Below are 15,657 nucleotides of genomic sequence, written 5' to 3'. Positions count from 1 at the left end.
AACGAAAACGATTCCGGTTTCTCTTGCACATCATGCCCCTATATATCGTAGATTAGTGATGTTGCTTCCGTTAAAATGCATGCTTTGCCAATGATTGCCTGTCGTTTAATAATCCTTCTCCACTTCACCGTTGCAGCCTGTATCCTACAAGCGCAATCCGGTCAATTGCACTTTATCAACTTCAACAGCAACGATGGCCTTTCCTCCAATACCATCAATGTCATCCTGAAAGACCGCCTGGGGTACATGTGGTTTGGCTCCGAAGAAGGCCTCAGCAAATTCGATGGCAGCCGTTTCACCGTTTACAACCACAATGCTGCCGATACCGCCACCATCCGCTCCAACTATGTGATGGCAATTTATGAAGACCGGCAGGGACGGCTTTGGATAGGCACCAACAAAGGCCTTTCCCTGTACGACAGGGACCGCGGCACTTTCCGCAATATCGATGCTACCTTGGGCAATGCTGCACGCTCCCTATGCGCCGACCATCATGGCAACCTCTGGATAGGCAGCTATTCCGGTTTATACTGCTACGATCCCGCCACAGGCACATCCACCCATTATGCCAAAGACGAAAGCAGGAAAAACCACCTCGCGTCCAACATGATCATCAGCATATTTGAAGACAGCCGGCAACGCCTGTGGATTGGTTCCACAGCCGGCTTGCACCTGTACCAGCCCGCTACCGGTGATTTCCTTCTGTTCAATGGTAACAGTCCCGACTCCACGATCAGCGATCTGTCCATCAAAACCATGTATGAAGATCCCACCGGCAACCTCTGGGTAGGGACCTCAGATGGCGGGCTCAACAAATTGCCCCGCGGTGGCAAGGGATTCCATGCCTACCGGCAAGGCCCGCAGAGCCAGCATACGTTGAGCAGCAACCGTGTTTACTCCATTGCCGGGGAAGAGAATGGGAAATTATGGGTCGGCACCGAAAAAGGACTCAATATACTGGACCCCCAAACCGGCAAAGTCCAGGTAGTTTCCACCAACGAGCGCGACAAATACAGCCTGAAAGGAAGTTCTATCAGGAGCATTTACATTGACTGCAAAGGCATTTACTGGATAGGCACCTATCACAACGGCGTTAATAAATACGATAAAAACCTTTCCTCCTTCCACCTCGTCCAAAGCAACCCCTACGACCCAAAAGGATTGAGCGCGCCCAAAGTGACCTCCTTTGCAGCAGCGGCCGGCAACAGCCTCTATGTAGGTACCGATGGTGGTGGATTGAACCTCTATCATCCTGCTACCGGTTTGTTCGACCGCGTTCCCGTAGGCCGCCAGCCGATGACCATACTCGCTTTGGAAAGGGCAGGAGACGAGTTGTGGATCGGCACCTTTCTACAGGGTATCTATGTAAAGAACCTGTCCACCGGCGCCATCAGGCATTACTATAAAGACGATGGCGTGTCAGGACTACTTAGTGACGAGATATTTTGCCTGCGCAGGGACAGGCGTGGCAACATCTGGGTAGGCACCAATGGCAAAGGCGTCCAGGTCTTTACACCCAAAGGAAACACCTTTCAGAAAATGGAAGATTTCGTGGCCGGCGCTTCCGGCGATAAAGTACCCTCACTAGGATTTATCAGGTCCATCGAAGAAGATAAAAATGGAACAATATGGATTGCAGCACCGGGCCGTGGCATCGATATGTATGATCCCGTCGCCAAAAGCTTCCGCGTGTATGGGCGTGCATTCACGGGAGTACCTGTAGATGAAATAGTGACACTATTGGTCGGCAGCGATAATACAATGTGGGGAGGCACCGGCGGCAGAGGTTTTTACCACCTCGACTTTTACCACACAGATTTTAAAAGCTACAGCTCGGCCGGGGGATTGGCCAATGATGTCATCTGGAAAATGCTCGAAGACAGTACAGGCAATCTCTGGCTCGCTACCAGTAAAGGCATCAGCTGCTTTAATCCCACCACCCGAACATTCAAAAACTTCAGCCATGAAAACGGATTACAGCGCAGCGCATTCTCCCTCGGCGCAGGACTCAAACTGCCAAATGGAGAAATGTATTTCGGAGGGCTCGAAGGCTTCAACCATTTCGTGCCCCACGAGCTGCATTACAATAAAAACATTCCGCAGATAATATTCACAGCGCTCACGGTCAACAACACAGAAGTCATGCCGGGTAAGGAAGCAGCCATCGACAAACAGATCTCCCTGGCCCGCGAAATAAAGCTCGATTACAAACAGAACTTCTCACTACAGTTCGGCATGCTCGATTTCACCAGCCCCCATGAATGCCGGTACATGTACAAGCTGGAAGGCTTCGACAAAACATGGAACAGCATTGGAAAAGCCAATTCAGCCGTGTTCACCAACCTCGATCCCGGACATTATACATTACAGGTAAAAGCCCATAATCCCAATAGCGGCTGGACCACACCCGCTGCTTCCATAAGCATCTACATAAAACCACCATTCTGGCGAACGGGCTATGCCTACGCGTGCTATGTTCTCCTCGTCGCATTCATCCTGTGGGGTGTCCGTTACCGGGGTATCCGCCGGCTCAAACAGAAGTTTGCAGCAGAGCAGGAAAAACTCCAGATCAGGCAGCTCATCGAAGAAGAAAGAAAAGAAGCCGAGCGCCAACGCGCCTTCGATGAAGTAAAAATAAAATTCCTTACCAATTTGAGCCATGAATTCAGGACACCCATCTCCCTCATTGCTGGTCCTGTACAGTCCTTGCTCGAAGTGGAAGCAGACCAGGAGAAAAAAGTACAGCTCTCCATGGTCAAGCGCAATACACGACGCCTCCTCAACCTCGTCAACCAGTTGCTCGACTTCCGCAAACTCGAAGAACAGGAACTGCGCATGAATCCATCGCCCGGTGATTTTATCACCTTTGTACGCGAAGTGGCAGAGTCGTTTAAAGACCTGGCCGACCGGCGCCACATACAATTCCTTTTCCACAGCACCCTCAATAACTATTACACCGATTTTGATAAAGATAAGATCGAAAGAGTCCTGTTCAACCTGTTGAGCAACGCCTTCAAATTTACCGGCCGCGATGGACAGGTTTCCCTCGAAGTACGCAAACAGCTGGATTCCGGCGATATTGTCATCCTGGTAGCCGACAATGGTATTGGTATGTCACAGGATGAACAGGCACACATCTTCGATCGCTTCTTCCAGGGCAAAACACATCCCGACGTCATGAACCAGGGCAGCGGCATTGGCCTGTCCATAGCCAGGGAATTCGTCAGGCTGCATGGCGGCGCCATAGCAGTCAACAGCCACTATGGCAAAGGCAGCACCTTCACCATCAGGCTGCCACTCGAAGAGCTTCGTAACCCTGCCGTTGCGGAACTGCAGCACGATGATGATAAGGCCACGCTACAAGATGAACAGCATAATGATCCGGAAAATAGTAGCCTCACAGTGCTGCTTATTGAAGACAATGACGATTTCAGGACCTATCTCAGGAACCAGCTCAAACCCATGTACAAAGTAATAGAAGCTGTGGACGGCAAAGAAGGCTGGCAAAAAGCACTGTCGGCGCATCCCCATGTCATCGTGAGCGACATCAGCATGCCCCACATGGATGGCATCACCCTCAGTAAAAAGTTGAAAGCCGATAAACGCACCGCCCATATTCCGGTGATATTACTCACCGCCCTCACCAGCGATGCCTGGCAGCTCAACGGACTGAGAACAGGCGCCAGCGATTACCTCACCAAGCCCTTTAGCGCAGAAATACTGAAAATAAAGATCGGGAACCTCGCTTCACTCAACCAAACACTGAAGACAACATACACCAGGCGGTTCGAGGTAGTTACTCAGCAACCGGCAGTGACCTCCGAAAATGAAAAACTGCTGCTAAGCATCACCCGGTTTATCGAAGACAATATAGACGATGAAAGACTCTCTGTAGAGCAACTGGCAAAACACCTGTACATGAGTCGTGCTACTTTATACAATAAGCTCATAGACCTTACCGGGGAAACACCCGTGGAGTTTATCCGTTCCGTAAGGCTCAATAAAGCAGCCGAACTACTGGAAACAAGCACCCTGCGCATGAGCGAGATCGGCTATGCCGTTGGCTTTCTCACACCCAACTATTTTGCACGCGCCTTCAAAGCCAAATTCAACATGTCACCCTCCGAATACGCAGTCGCGAAAAAAAGATCAACTGGGTGAAGGCAGAGAAGGACACCATAGCCGCCAACTAAACACCCCCTGCTATTTTAAATACCGCAGCTATTTCCGTTGGCTTGGTTGCAGGAGCCTTGATCAGCAGGCCGTGGTCGCTATTACTGAATTCAAGCGCACCCGCATGCCCCAGCAGCTCCACCCGGGTCACCGGCTTGCCCTTCAACGTCCTGATCAGCACCTCCGTGCCCGGCACCCCCATAGTCGTAGCATACAACATATTGCCCTTTTGCGTAAAACGAATGTCTTCAGGCGTAAAAGGCTTGCCCTTGCCTTCATTGAAGCCTTGAGCGGTAAGCGCAGGCGTGTCCAGCATAGCAGGCCCTTCCCCATACACCACATAAGGCCGCGTATCGTAAATAGATTCACTGTTCACCTTCATCCAGGCGGTAATGCCTTGTACAATTTCCCGTTCATCAGCATCGATCGTACCATTACCCTTTACCGGAATACTCAACAATAAATTCCCGTTCTTACTCACCACGTCCACCAGCGTGTGAACAACAGTTTTGGCACTCTTATAGCGATGACGTTCAAATACACGCTGGTCATAATGCCAGTTGCCTATACACGTATCCGTTTGCCAATAGTAGGGGAGGATCTCATGACTCTGCCCCCGTTCGATATCCCACACCATACATTTTCGCTGCTGCTCATCCAGTATTTTACCATTCAAAACAGCCTGTAGCGAGCCATGCCGTTTGATATTGCTGTTGTAGAAATGCGCCGCGATCCGTAACCCCGCATCACTCACCGGCCACAGCGGCAAAGCCGTATCATCAAAATAAAGCAGGTCAGGATGATATTTGTCGATCAGTTCAATAGTTCGCTTATAAAACAGCTCACAATATTTTTTAGAAGGAGCAGTCACCCCATTGCTCCAGTTCCATTGCTGGTGGATCATGCCATTGTCCGCACTGTTTTGACTCAGCGGATGATTTTGAGCATACAGGTCCTGCGGATCGTATCCATTCCACCACGTGTTCTTACCATCCGCTTTACTCAGCTTACCGTCATACGGAATGCCGGCCAGCGTCCCTTTGAGGTCATGCCGTTGCGCCACTTCCAGCCAGCTCCACGCATGAGCAGCGTGAACACTCACTCCAAAATGTAAACCATTCGCTTTAGCCGCTTTAGCCCAACCCGCCATCAGGTCCTTTTTAGGTCCAAGCCTTACCGAATTCCAGCGCTGGTGCGAACTGTCATACAGATCAAAATTGTCGTGGTGGTTCGCAAGCGCCACAAAATACCTGGCGCCTGCTTCCTTATACAGCCCAACCAGCTCGTCAGGGTTCCATTGATCAGCCTTCCATTCGTTGATCACATCTTTGAAACCAAATTTCGAAGGGTGACCATACTTCTTTACATGATAATTGTATTGATCACTGCCCTCCTGGTACATGCCACGCGCATACCAGTCGCCATACTCGGGTTCACATTGAGGGCCCCAGTGCGCCCATATACCAAACTTGGCATTCTTGTACCACGCAGGCGTTTGATACTGCTCCAGCGAGCCCCAGTCGGCACGGAAAGGGCCCTTGGCAATAACAGGCCCGTCAAAAGCAAGGCTGGCCAATGGGGAGTTCACCAGATAAGCAGCCGGCGCAAGGCTAAGCATATTTTTTAAAAGCGATCTTCTATCCATGATTCATTCGGTATGTGGTAGTTAAGGTGTAAGCAGCAATGACCGCAGAAAAACCTAAAGTTATTCATTTACTTGTTTTTCGCAGGCAGAATTGTATCCTTAGCTCCTTTTTGATAGCCGCGTGGCAAAATGGCAACAAAAAAGGGGAGGCAAAACCTCCCCGTAGTAAAACCATCCATATACAACACAACTAAGCTATCTGGATAGTTTTGGAAATGTCAGACATGCTATCCTCCTTTGTTAATTGGTTAACAATGAGAATTAAAATATAGCGTACGGATGATTAAAAATGTCATCATTATTGTTGTCCTTTCGGTTGCGTTTACTCAGGGCGCCCCTCCACTTTTTCAAAGGCGCCCAAACACGGGAATAGATAGCTCGCAGTATATTCATAAGTCCCTCCTTTGGTTTAAAATAGATCGGTGCTATATTTTCAGCCCATCAAGGCATATGCCAATTGGAAAACAGGCAGTTCAATCTTACAGTATGTCATTATCAATTGAAAAATTGACAGCAGTTCTCAGTCCGGATGACAAATTTTCAATTCCTTCCAAATCTGGCGGATGACATGCTAACCCCTCTTGAAAAACTTTCAGCATAGTTAAATTGGCATTCCGATTGATTAGCTGTTTTAAAAAAGATGAACACTACATTCTATATACTGCTGAGCATTAAGACAGCCGAAGGTGTGGAAAATTATGGCAGTTTTCACATAGGCAACGATCGTCGGAAACGATCAACAATCTGCCAGCCAATATAAAAATGAAAAGTTGTAACCTGCAGGAATTAGGAGACAACTGCGCTATTATTACTAAAGAAGTGTTTAAATCAAGCTGCGATCATTACCACCACCAGCGAGCAGGAAATCCGTAAATAGAGTAACCCTCCTTGTTAAGGGAGGGTTAATTGCATAGGTAATATCTTTAGCTTAGTGAGAACGGCGCTTATGGGTGATTGTACCACCACCTTCAGCATCGAGATTGACATCAAAGAAAGCGAGTTCGCTTAGGTTATCATCAGCCTCATACTCTTCGTTTAATGTTTCAGTCAACAGATGCTCGACTTCCGATAACCCCAATTGCATAGCAAATGCACGCGCAGTACCATATCCGCAAATTTCATAGTGCTCAATCTTTTGGGCCGCGGCAATGATGGCAGCATCCTTCACCTCGGGTGCCATTTCTTGTTTCATGATATGTTCGCCTTCCTTGATCAAACCTTCGGTTCCCTTGCATTTCGTACTGCCGAATATTCTTTCCAGGAAACCCGGTTCTTTTTTCTCAGTGCCGTCAGAAAGGATTTTTTTAACCTTTTCCAGCCTGTCTTTTTGTTTCCGGGTTACGGCAAGGTGGTCTGTCAATGCTGCTTTTAAACGTGGATTTGCCGCTTTTTCTATCATCTTCGGCAATGCATCAATTATTTGTTCTTCTGCCGAATACAGGTCATCAACCTCATGCTGCAATAGATCATGTAAATTAAGTAGCTGCTCCATAGTAAAAGGGTTTTGCAGGAGCTATTTAAAAAAGCATGCCATCAAAATTAGGCTCGACCTATATACTGCCCGCGAGTTTCTTTCGTCGGCAGGGCAATAAAAAAGGGGAGGCAAAACCTCCCCGTCTTCCAGTATGTCATCATCAAATTGAAAAATTGGCAGCAGCTGTCAGTCTGGGTGACAAATTTTCTATCCTTCATTAGCCAGTATCATAAAAAAAGCCCGGAAATATTTCCGGGCCTGTAGATAGGCGCAATGCTAAAACACAAAATCGTTTAAAGCCCCACATAGAAATGCGGGGCGACACTAATCAAATTCGTTAACCATTAAACCTTATCCTTTTTATTATAACAGATAAAATGCCCTCTTGTACTAAACAAATCAAAAATTTATTTATGGTGATCAACATAGATAAGCAAAGATGGCTTTTCAGCATTCAAACCTCCTTTCTAAAACGATACTTGCCTTTAAAAGGTCAAATTGGCATTTAGCTTGATTAGCACAATTAAAAAAAACATGAATACTACATTCTATATTTTGTTGAGCTTAAAAACAACAGAAGGGTTGGAAAACTATGGACGTTTTTTCATAGGCAATGATCGCCAGGCAGCGTATGATCTATTTGGAAAACTGAAGGGCAATGATGAGGTCAGTGAGAGCAATATGCTCTACCTCGAATTGATGGAAACTGTCAATAACTTACCTGTTAATATGAAATTAAAAAGCTGTAGCCTACGGGAGTTAGGCGAAAATTGCGCCATAATTACCAAGGAAGTGTTTAAATCAAGGATACAGGTAATATAACAACCGTATGGTGCACACAGTAGCCACCTCCTCAAACTGGCGCATGTATGCGGCTCTGGCACTTGTGAGTGGTGTACTTGTGCCACTTAGGGGTTACCTAATGATCTATTCAGAATTGCCTTGCGACCCTCAATTTTATCCGGTTACTTTTAAAGAATCGATGAGATCGTACTTCAGTACCATTAAATAGTCGGTACCGTTCCGCCGTCGATGACGAAATTTGTTCCTGTTAAGTAATTGGCTCTTGGTGAAACTAAAAAGCCAACCAATTCGGCTACTTCTTCCGGTTCGGCGGGTCTGCCGTAAGGTATTCCACCCAATGCATCCATGACACCTTGCTGCGCTTCTTCTACAGTACTATTTGAATTTCTTGCAATCTCGCCCAACCAGGCTATCGATGCAGTTGTATTTATCCAGCCTGGCGAAACAGTCAGCACACGGACACCCTTTGGCGTAACTTCATTTGATAAACTTTTACTGTAATTGATTAATCCGGCTTTTGAAGCAGCATACGGCAAGGTAGAATCGTATAGCGGCAATTTGCCCTGGATGGAAGCGATGTGAATAATAACACCGCTTTTCCGATCGATCATTTGCGGCAAAAATCCCCTGTCAAGCCTCACAGGAGCAAGTAAATTAGCTTGTAGGGTTGATATCCAATCCTCATCATTCAATGCTGAAAAACCACCGGCGGGTGTTGATGAAGCACCAAGGTTGTTTACGAGAATATCCAGCCTGCCATAAGTTGACAGAACTTCGCTTATTACTTTTTGCGCATCATCTCCCTTGCTAAGGTCAGCAGGAATAAAATAAAGGTCTGCAGCTGGCTGTTCGGATTTGTTCCTCGCGGTAATGACTACTGTTGCACCAGCGGCCTTTAAGCGTTCTGCGATTGCTTTTCCCGCACCCTTTGTGCCTCCTGTTACTAAAGCTATCTTACCGGATAATTCGTTGCTGTAATTGAATGGCTGTTCCATATTTTTTGTTTGTAGCACAAATCTCGATAGTACGCGGATAGCAAACAATTACGGGCTTACGAATCAAATAGGGATAAATTTATCCCTATTGATCCTTTATTGGGTTTGCCTTATATTCGTATTTATGTACATAAAAAAGACTACTCCGACGCTCAATTGTGGGCTTGACCTTGTTGGTGAAGTATTGTATGGTAAATGGAAGATCCGTATTCTTTGGTTCATTCATATAGGCAACTTGCGGCCAAGTGAACTTCAGCGGAAAATTCCGGATGTTACGAGACGGGTACTGAATGTGCAACTGAAGGAACTTGAAGATCATGAATTGATTACTAAAACGATCTTTCCGGTATTGCCTCCAAAGGTGGAATACCGTCTTACAGGCTTCGGTGAATCGCTCATCCCCTTGATTCAATCCATTGGCCTTTGGGGCGATGAGCACCAGGAGCAGCTACGCAGGGTTATTTTGAAGCACAATGGGCAATCATCAGCTGAACTTGATAACGCTTGTGAGGAAGATACGCCGGTTCGCGTGGCTTTGTCTCGTTAACAAGCTAATATGACCTCTCATGCATATGAAAGATGTCAGTCGTATGTCCTAATATCTCCCTTCATGAATTGATCAAAAAACCAACTTAAAACAAGGGAATTAAATACTGTAATTTATTCCTGCTTAAATAATTAATTATCATACCAATAACTTGGCCATTATATTTATTTTCTTTGAATCAACCTTCCGAAATTCTGGCAAGAATAGTCGAAAACATATTTCTCGGACTCAGAGTGAACAAAACGGTTTTTATTGGCGTCATTATCCAGATTGAAAATCTCCACAATATTGTGGCTATAAATTAGTGCATCGTTGCTTAAGGGTATTTCGTATTCATATTTTCGTAATATTGATTTATAATTTAGTTCGTAAGAAAATATAATTTTAATCTTGGTAACTTCCTTTGCTAATTGCTCTGTATTGTACTTTCTTTCTAAAACAAGCCTTCCGGGAATATAGTTAGCATCTAAAGTGTCAGACATTGAAACCCTGTAAAGAACAAGCTTGCAATCAATAGGTTTGCTGATAACAGAGTCGTCAATTGAAATAATTAAATTAACTGAATGATTTGATTGACACAATGCAATGTTAGATCGTGAAATAAACAAGAATACAAATAATGTCAATGTTCTCATTTTAGGAATTTTAATACTCTTTTTTTAGATTTTACGACGTTTAGCTAACCTGGCACCGCCAGGGTACCGATAATTAAAAACATACTTATCCTGTTTAGCATGAGCAAAGTTTAACCGATAGTATTTGCCGTCAAGATTATAAATTTCAACGATATTAAATTCATTATACAAGGCTTCGCCAGGCAATCGCAATTGGTACGTATACTTCTTGAAACTTCTGTCCGCATTGCGTACATTGTAATCATCATAGTAAAATTTAAGAACAATAAAATCGAGATCATTTTTGGTTTTTTGTAAATCAACTTCTTCCTGCACAATCTCTAATCGTCCGGGCTGATAAATTGCTTTTAATGTATCCATAGAACCCTTACGTGTTTGACGAATTATTTTGCAATCTTGAAGATGATGTACAAAGCTTTCGTTTATAGTAACAATCAGATACATCTGCGGCTTCTTCTGTGCAACGGATGTCTTTTGCTGAAAATGAAATAAAACAAAAAGTATTAGTAAAAACCTCATTTTAAAATTCTTTTTAGTGCTTTTTCAGTTAAGATTATGGGCGCATCATTTTTAACACCCATATAGATGACTATTCCATTATCTTCTGGGTATTTTCTTTCCATTTTGCCAGTCTGTACATTCCTGCTTTCAGTAACTGAACCTAATGGACCTACGATAATGTTTATCGAAAATTGAGCAAAGGTTTGTATATCAAGAGGAGTAGGTAAGAGTGCATCATGAAAATAGACCTTTCCATTTTCTTCTAAAGTCCCAGTAACATGAGAATGTATGCTAACCTCTACATCTGCTACAGTTTTTCCTTTAGGAATATCAGGTAATGTTTCATCTGCTTGAAATGCATCTTGGGCATTTATAAAGGCTTTCGCTCCTGGTGCACCTCTTATAACTGTACCATTCCTCATAACAAGAGACGATTCTCCATGATATCCTCCATCAGGATCAGATTCAGTAGTTGCTTGCGTTCGATCCAGTACATTGATTGATTCTTTCAAAGCTGCATCACTTGGCAACAACACGGCAGAAGTTAATTCGTCAACTTGGGTTGTCCCTTTCTTTTTGTTCTTCTCCTTTACTTTCTTCGCCTCCTCTGAATTTTTAACTATATATTTCTTCTTGTCATCATTGCCATCATTACCGAGATAATTACCATTTTCATCATAAAAATCACCCGGCCACATGCCGAATAAATCAATAAACCGAATCGGATTATCAAATGCATAATTATACGGGCTCCACCTTGTCATTTCACTGGTCATCGGATCGATCACATGCCATCTCCCAATCTGCGCATCATACATCCTCGCTCCATAATCAATCCAATCCAGTCCGGCGCCATCGCCGAACTCCTGCCGCTGTTCCTCCTTACCATTGTATTTATACCGATTTTGTAGCTTATTAGCTGCATGTGAGCTAATACCAGTCATTGTGAGGCCAAAAGGATAATAGTGAGTTTCTTCGAGCAGTGCGCTGGGGGAATGCGACACCGTTAGGTTATCGAAGTAAACAGGGAAATTACTTTCATTACTTACGTAAATGAATATATAACCAGATTTACTAATATTGACAGGATTTGAAATAAAATAGTTGTGCAATCGGTACCCACCGCCAGGAGCTACCGGATCGGCACCACCGCCAAGATACTTTAATTGTTCATCAAACACTAAATAATTCAAAAACGATTTTGCATTGTTCGCACCCGGGTCATTGTTAGTAATAAAATTGCCAATAGCAGCATTGTTATTACCAATCCCGCTAATATCTCCCGTAGCTAACAACCCTTTGTTAGCGATGATCGCACTGCTTCCTGTCATGGCAGTTAATAACTCAGTCAGGCCCAGCGTAAGCGGTGATCCCGCGCCTCCACCAGGCATCGTATAAAACGATTCGGCCATGAACCGTACCTGATCACCCGCCATCACTTTTAAAACGATACCCATTCCCGTCTTCTCGTTCGTCAGCCCGCCATGTACCCGGTAAAGTTTATCTTCAAAACTGCTTTGCGTAGCCCCGGTAGTAGCCTTACTCACACGACGCCCATTATCGATCACATAAAAATCATCCTCCGCCTGGTAGCGACTGTCCTCCACAGAAGCAGCAGGGTAGCAGATAGTATCCTTCTGCTCGGTCAGCACAGAGCGCACACTACCTAAATGGTCTTTGAGAAAATAATCATACAAAAAACGGTTAGGTTTCACAGTACAGGCAGCGCTGTCCGCCCCCACAAAACGAATTCTGCCTTCTTCATGACCAATAAATTGAAGCGTATCATTTTTATACACTCCACCACCGAGGTATAGCGTGGTAGTGGTATCCACACCGGGCTCGTATACCGTCTTCTTAAGCTTACTGCCAACCCCATCATACACATACTCGATAAAGCCCCTGTTGCTGCTGCCATCCTTTTTCAATGTCACCTTCACAGGCAGGTTCAGGTAATTGTATTCCACACCATCACCACCGGAAGAAGTCACCAGGTCTTTATTCAGGTCCTTCACCATATTGCCATTACCATCATATACATAATCCACCGTGCTGCCGTTCTTGCTTTCCCCATAAGGATGCAGGCTCGATGTCCGGAAGTCTCCCAACGTTGTCTGCGCATTATTTTGTCCGTCAATCACGTTCAGCAGCTTATTGCTGTTCGCGATATAATGATAGGAGAGGCTATCGATAGTGGCAGAGCCGCTCAACTTCCAGCCACGTACCTTTTGAGTGAGGATATTACCATTGGCGTCATAGGAGAGGCCACTCACACTGAAATCCATACCGGCGCTCTTGTTAAAAACGGCACTGCCGCCGCTGCCACTGGCATACTGGTTAAAGTCGGCCCCCGTAAGGCGGTTCACCGCATCATAACTAAAGTCATATTTACGCCGTTGCTGATCTCCTTCACTCTTCCACAATACCCCGCTGATATTACCAGTATACTGAGCGGTAAAAGCACCGAGGCTGGCATTTTTATCATATCCCAGCTCCAGGGCAAAGTATTGATCACTGTTGGCATTACTGGTATACCCCTTATTGATACCCAGCAGCCAGCCACGGATATTGTAGTCGAAGTCCAGTTTGGCCAGCTCAGTACCCACGCCCGGTTTGGTGCCCAGTTTCTTTTTCGTCAACTGCCCAAGTGCGTTATACGACATGGCTGCCACCGGCTTGTAGCTGCTCATGGCATTACTGTTCACATGCGTATTACTCAGCTTCTTGTCGATGCTCGCTATCCTGCCCAGGCTGTCATAAGTCAGTTTAGACACCATGACTGTTGTCTGCGCATGAGTACCAGCTTTTTCTGTTTTATGGATCTGTACCAGGGGCAAACCGGTAAAACTATATTGAATCGTAGCAATGTCAGTTCCGTTGGTATGGTTGCGGCTCTTCACCTGGATCACGTGCCCTTTATCATCATAGATATTCAGGGAAGCCATAAAATCTTCCATACCCATGATCCGGGTCAGACTGCCAGTCGGTAGCCCTTTCACCTTGGTAGATTGAGTCACAGCTTGCGCATAAGGCCAGGTACTGCCGGAGGGGCTCGATAACTCACCGTCCCACGTAGTGACGCGATTGCTATCTGGCACAGATACATATTGCGTCCAGCCATAGTCATCATAAAAAGTAATAGCACACACGCTGTGCCATCCCTGGTAAGGGTACGATTGATCGAGTGTGTAGCCGATGGCCGAACCATTACGCGATTCATAACGGATCTGCCAGCTCTCATTACCAGCCACATTGGTGATGATGGAATCCAAAGTAGTACTGTAAGGATCGTGATGAAGACCGGAGATCACCGGCCGGTTCAGTACATCATATTTGGTATATACCCAAAAATGACCAATGCGCAGGTTCGCGTCCTGCCGCAGCACCAACCGGTCCCAGCGGTCATACACCAGGTATTCCACACCGGCCCCCGGCACTTTCTTCATTTGCAATAAGCGCCGGCCATTGTATTCATACCGGAAACATTGCTCGTTGAGGATCACACTGCTGTTCCACGTAATGTTCCAGCTATTGGCTTGCAGCAGTTCTACCCCTTTGGGCTGCACCACACAACGCAACAGCCCATACACATCATAGATATAGTAGGTGCAAAGCCAGCCATAATGCCCCTTGCCCGTTCCCGTATCATTGGCAGCAGTAAGCTGTACTTTTTTAAGCACCGTTTTCCCTTCCCGGTCCATGAACTCGATCACCTGCTTATTGTTTTCATCGATCGTCACTTTTTTATTGAGCTCCCCCGGCTTATACAGACTGTCACAGCTGTAACTGGCAAACACACCGACCGTACCACTGTTCGTCACCTTCCAGATGCGTACACTGTCCGTGGAAATGTTCACCCAATATTTATAACCGATGCCCCGGCCATCATGCACCCAGCTATTGCCCGCCGCATATACACGCGCCGGGCGGTGTAAAGGAGAAGCCTCGAACTCCGTTTTGCCATAATAATAAGTTTCCCCCTGGTTATAGATAGGGCTGGCGGAGTTACTATTGCTGTAAAACCAATTTTGCTGTGCAAATGGATTTACCTTAAAGCCACCATCATGGATAGAAGTATTGCCCCCGTTATTGTTGGCCGCAAAAGGAAGATATTGTCGCTGGATTCTGCCATAGTCATCGTAAACAGTGCTGCTCACGAGGTCTGCCGCAGCGCCGCCGGTAGGGTAGGCCCCCTGTTTCACCACCGTTTGCACAAGCCGCCCCAGGCCATCAAAATACTGGGTGGTCATGCGGGAATGTAGCAAAGGACTGCTGCTGGTAAAGTTGGCATTCGTGGTATCAGGCTTCACAGCATCCCAGCTGCGGATATAATTATGCAAGGTAGTGGGGTAGCTGGCAGGCGTCACCACAGAAGCGTCTTGCCCTTTTCCGGCATGCCAGGCAATAATCATTATAGACAATAAGAATAGCTTTCCCATCGGAAGCAGTTTTAGCAATGAGGTAATATTATGGACGCACGGTAGCAGTGTCAGGGCGGTTCTTGCCCACCTGCTGCGCTTTGATTTTTTCCAGCTTTTCACGCTGCAGCATTTCTTTAAAGAACCTGAACTTTTGTTCTCCCAATACTGCTTCATAAGCTGAATCTTTCACAAAGACAGCTTTCTTCATCTCCTGCAGAAAAGCTTTCGTTTTCCAGTATCGTTTAAATACCATTCGTTTGGCTTCTTCAGATCGGATTCCGGCCGACAGTAGCGTAGAGGTCTGTTCTGCGGATAAAGAAAACTGTTGCTGTGCCTTTTGAGCATGGCTGAAAGCCACGGCAGAATCTTTCGCCGAATAGTGCGTTCGCTGCCCCGCTGCGTTTAGATGCAGCAAGCTGTAAAGCGCCAGCAACAGAAAAATTTTTATAGACATAAATTGCT

Annotated in this window: 9 protein-coding genes; 3 read left to right on the top strand and 6 right to left on the bottom strand. The window is 45.8% G+C overall.

Going from position 1 to position 15,657, the window contains the following annotated elements:
* Positions 1-90 precede the first annotated feature (90 nt).
* Entirely contained in the window at positions 91-4,161 is a 4,071-nt protein-coding gene (locus AC5JBY_RS19990; protein ID WP_495906416.1) for a hybrid sensor histidine kinase/response regulator transcription factor, read from the top strand.
* A 28-nt stretch (positions 4,162-4,189) separates the two neighbouring features.
* Here the strand turns inward: AC5JBY_RS19990 and AC5JBY_RS19985 are convergent, their stop codons facing one another.
* Complete coding sequence (locus AC5JBY_RS19985; RefSeq protein ID WP_495906415.1) at positions 4,190-5,791, bottom strand: alpha-L-fucosidase; 1,602 nt, start codon at positions 5,789-5,791, stop codon at positions 4,190-4,192.
* A gap of 955 nt (positions 5,792-6,746) precedes the next feature.
* Positions 6,747-7,310, bottom strand: a complete 564-nt coding sequence (locus tag AC5JBY_RS19980) for a DUF892 family protein (RefSeq protein ID WP_495906414.1) — start codon at positions 7,308-7,310, stop codon at positions 6,747-6,749.
* Between the two features lie 516 nt (positions 7,311-7,826).
* Between AC5JBY_RS19980 and AC5JBY_RS19975 the strand changes: the two genes are divergently transcribed.
* Positions 7,827-8,114: a hypothetical protein gene (locus AC5JBY_RS19975; RefSeq protein ID WP_495906413.1), complete on the top strand. Its 288-nt coding sequence runs from the start codon at positions 7,827-7,829 to the stop codon at positions 8,112-8,114.
* Between the two features lie 182 nt (positions 8,115-8,296).
* Here AC5JBY_RS19975 and AC5JBY_RS19970 read toward each other — a convergent pair whose 3' ends face one another.
* The gene (locus tag AC5JBY_RS19970; protein ID WP_495906412.1) at positions 8,297-9,091 is read right to left on the bottom strand and encodes an SDR family oxidoreductase; all 795 of its coding nucleotides are present in this window, start codon (positions 9,089-9,091) and stop codon (positions 8,297-8,299) included.
* A gap of 124 nt (positions 9,092-9,215) precedes the next feature.
* On the opposite strand from AC5JBY_RS19970, the gene AC5JBY_RS19965 reads away from it, so the two are divergent.
* Positions 9,216-9,638, top strand: a complete 423-nt coding sequence (locus AC5JBY_RS19965; RefSeq protein WP_495906411.1) for a winged helix-turn-helix transcriptional regulator — start codon at positions 9,216-9,218, stop codon at positions 9,636-9,638.
* Positions 9,639-10,297: 659 nt separating this feature from the next.
* Here the strand turns inward: AC5JBY_RS19965 and AC5JBY_RS19960 are convergent.
* The 3 genes from AC5JBY_RS19960 to AC5JBY_RS19950 form a co-directional block, all read right to left on the bottom strand.
* Positions 10,298-10,633, bottom strand: a complete 336-nt coding sequence (locus AC5JBY_RS19960; RefSeq protein WP_495906410.1) for a hypothetical protein — start codon at positions 10,631-10,633, stop codon at positions 10,298-10,300.
* 155 nt (positions 10,634-10,788) lie between these two features.
* Positions 10,789-15,213, bottom strand: coding sequence for a DUF6443 domain-containing protein (locus AC5JBY_RS19955; RefSeq protein ID WP_495906409.1), 4,425 nt, complete (start codon positions 15,211-15,213; stop codon positions 10,789-10,791).
* A 28-nt stretch (positions 15,214-15,241) separates the two neighbouring features.
* Positions 15,242-15,649, bottom strand: a complete 408-nt coding sequence (locus AC5JBY_RS19950) for a hypothetical protein (RefSeq protein ID WP_495906408.1) — start codon at positions 15,647-15,649, stop codon at positions 15,242-15,244.
* Between the last annotated feature and the right edge of the window lie 8 nt (positions 15,650-15,657).

The sequence above is a fragment of the Paraflavitalea sp. genome (genome assembly GCF_059502485.1).
The sequence above is the reverse complement of the archived record's forward strand: the minus strand, read 5'-3'. Positions and strand labels throughout refer to the sequence as shown.